The organism is Micromonospora sp. NPDC006766 (assembly GCF_040636055.1).
Taxonomy (GTDB): domain Bacteria; phylum Actinomycetota; class Actinomycetes; order Mycobacteriales; family Micromonosporaceae; genus Micromonospora.
Window position 1 is genome coordinate 1 of record NZ_JBEYIX010000124.1, and the last position, 2,982, is coordinate 2,982.

3 protein-coding genes are annotated in these 2,982 nt (G+C 71.4%); 2 read left to right on the top strand and 1 reads right to left on the bottom strand.

From position 1 onward, the window contains the following. Positions 1-396: 396 nt before the first annotated feature. The gene (gene murA / locus ABZ671_RS32595) at positions 397-1,833 is read right to left on the bottom strand and encodes a UDP-N-acetylglucosamine 1-carboxyvinyltransferase (protein ID WP_357865375.1); all 1,437 of its coding nucleotides are present in this window, start codon (positions 1,831-1,833) and stop codon (positions 397-399) included. On the opposite strand from murA, the gene ABZ671_RS32600 reads away from it, so the two are divergent. Together ABZ671_RS32600 and ABZ671_RS32605 are read left to right on the top strand one after the other, a co-directional pair. Beyond that, entirely contained in the window at positions 1,832-2,404 is a 573-nt protein-coding gene (locus ABZ671_RS32600) for a cob(I)yrinic acid a,c-diamide adenosyltransferase (protein WP_357865377.1), read from the top strand. The genes murA and ABZ671_RS32600 overlap by 2 nt on opposite strands. Beyond that, positions 2,380-2,799 carry a VOC family protein gene (locus tag ABZ671_RS32605; RefSeq protein WP_357865380.1) on the top strand — a complete coding sequence of 140 codons (420 nt, stop codon included), beginning with the start codon at positions 2,380-2,382 and terminating at the stop codon, positions 2,797-2,799. The genes ABZ671_RS32600 and ABZ671_RS32605 overlap by 25 nt, the downstream gene beginning before the upstream one ends. The last annotated feature ends 183 nt before the right edge of the window (positions 2,800-2,982 follow it).

Consider the following 2,982-nt stretch of genomic DNA (forward strand, 5'->3'; position numbering starts at 1 on the left):
TCAAGATCCAGGAGGGACGAGTGCTCACCCACCGGCGGCTACCACCGGACGAGTCTGCCTGAGGCCGACCCGCAACACTCATTAGGAGGGGCCCCCTGTTAACGCCTGGCGCATAGCAGGGGCCCCTATTAACACCCAAGGTGCGACACTCGGCGACACGGCGCACACCCTGACCGGCGCACGACAAGCTGCGCGGCACCCCGGTCGGCCTCTGGTGTGGCCGGCAGGACAACTTCCTCAGCGCGCCCCTGGCCAAGGCGCCGCCCGAACCCCCGGTACGCGCCGAGTGGACCGACGGCCGGCACAACTTCGCCTACTGGGGCACCGTCATTCCCGACGCGTTCGCCCTGCTGGGCGCGGCCCTCACCCCGCCCCGCACGGGCTGACGCCCGGGCGTCAGATGGAGAGGTCGGGCTCCTCGGGGGCGGTGCCGCGTTCCACCTCCACGCCGAGCGCCCGCAGGTCGGCGACGAAGTCGGGGTAGCCGCGGTCGACGTGATGCACATGGGAGACCTCGGTGACCCCGTCGGCGCACAGCCCGGCGATGATCAGGCCGGCGCCGGCCCGGATGTCGGTGGCGCGTACCGGGGCGCCCGAGAGGCGGTCCCGGCCGCAGACCAGGGCGTGGTGGCCGTCAGTCTTGATGTCCGCACCGAGCCGCATCATCTCGTTGGCGAACATGAACCGGCCGTCGAAGATGTTCTCGGTGATCAGGGACGCGCCGTCGCTCACCGCGGCCAGCCCGATCGCCATCGGCAGCAGGTCGGTGGCGAAGCCCGGATACGGCAGGGTCACCACGTCGACGGCGGTGGGGCGGTCGTCCACGCGTACCCGGAAGGCGTCCCCTCGGGTCTCCACCAGGCCGCCGGCCGTGACCAGCTTGTCCAGCGCGACTTCCAGGTACGCCGGGTCGATGCCGGTCACGGTGACGTCCCCGCGGGTCATCGCGGCGGCGAACGCCCAGGTGCCGGCGACGATCCGGTCCCCGACCGTGGCGTGCCGGACCGGCTGCAGCTCGGGCACCCCGACGATGTGCAGGGTGGAGGTGCCCGCCCCCTCGATCCGAGCCCCCATCCGGATCAGCATCGAGCAGATGTCCACGATCTCCGGCTCCCGGGCCGCGTTGTCGATCGTCGTGTCGCCTCGGGCCAGCACCGCCGCCATCACCAGGTTCTCCGTCGCGCCGACGCTCGGGAAGTCCAGCACGATGTCCGCGCCGTGCAGCCCGTCCGGGGTTTCGGCGATGACGAAGCCGTGTTCGCCGGAGATTTCCGCGCCCATCCGGGTCAGCCCGGCGATGTGCATGTCCAGACCGCGCGAGCCGATGGCGTCTCCGCCCGGGTGGGCCACCCGCACGTACCCTCGGCGGGCCAGCAGCGGCCCGAGCACACAGATCGACGCACGCAGCCGGCGGACCAGGTCGTAGTCGGCCTCCGCGCCGGGCTGCTCCGGTACGTCAATGACGACCGACCGGGACCGTTCCGCCCCGCCCCGGGCCGCCATCGGGTCTACCGGGTCGTCGGCGGCAAACCGTACGCCGCAGCCGAGCCGGCGCAGCACCTCGCCCATGATGGCGATGTCGGTGATCCGTGGCACGTTGGTGATCACGGTACGCCCGGGGGCGAGCAGCGCGGCCGCCATCAGTTTGAGCGCGGAGTTCTTCGCCCCGACGACGTGCACCGTGCCAGCCAGCCGGGCCGCACCGCGTACCCGGATGACGTCGACGTCGCAGCTCGCCGGATCGCCGGCGCCCGGCCCGACGCCGGGCGTCCAGCCCGTACGGCCCGGCGGTGCCGGGAAGGTCAGGTCCGGTATCCGTAGGCTGTGCGTCATGGCTGTCCACCTCACGCGCATCTACACCAAGGCCGGCGACGCCGGCATGACCAGGCTGAGCAACAACGAGCAGGTGCCGAAGACCGATCCGCGGATCGCCGCGTACGCGGATGTCGACGAGTGCAACGCCGCGATCGGCGTCGCGATCGCCCTCGGGCAGCTCGGCGACGACCTGCGTGCGGTGCTGGAGTCGATCCAGAACGACATGTTCGACGTCGGCGCCGACCTGGCGACCCCGGTCGAGCCGGACCCCGGGTACCCGCCGCTGCGGGTCACCGAGGAGTACGTGGTGCGCCTTGAGGGCTGGTGCGACGAGTACAACGGGCGCCTGAGCAAGCTCGACTCCTTCATCCTCCCCGGCGGCACCGCGGGCGCGGCGCTGCTGCACGTGGCACGGACGACCGCCAGACGTGCCGAGCGTGCGGCATGGGCCCTGGTCGCGCACGACCCGGACCGGACCAGCCCTCTCCCGGCAAAGTATCTCAACCGGCTCTCCGATTTGCTCTTTATTCTGGCAAGAACGGCAAATCCGGATGGAGATGTGCTATGGGTGCCGGGCGGGAAGCGCTGACCGTCGGCGGGCTGCACCACGTCGAGGTCTGGGTACCCGATCTCGCGGCCGCCATGGGCAGTTGGGGCTGGCTTCTCGGCGAGCTGGGGTGGACGCCGTACCAGGACTGGCCGGCCGGTCGGTCCTGGCGGCTCGGCCCCACGTACCTGGTTTTGGAGGAGTCCCCGGCGCTGAGCGGCCGGGTGCACGACCGGCTCGCGCCGGGCCTCAACCATCTCGCCTTCCACGCCGGCTCGCCGGCCGCCGTGGACCTGCTGGTCGCGGCGGCCCCCGGGCACGGGTGGGGGTTGCTCTTCCCGGACCGCCATCCGCACGCCGGCGGCCCCGGCACGTACGCCGCCTACCTCACTGACGGCCAGGGGTACGAGGTGGAGCTGGTCGCCGAGCCGGAGTAACCGGCCGGGCCACCACTCTCACTTCCGAATCTTGAAGAGTTGCCGTTCGTCTCCAAGATCTGCAAGACGCCGCTGGCCGGCACCCGCGTTCGGGTGGCCGGCCGCGGCGGTGTGTGAGCTTTTGCACTAATGGGGGTACACGTAGGGGGGCGGCTGGTCCCACAGGGGGGATGGAAACGTGAG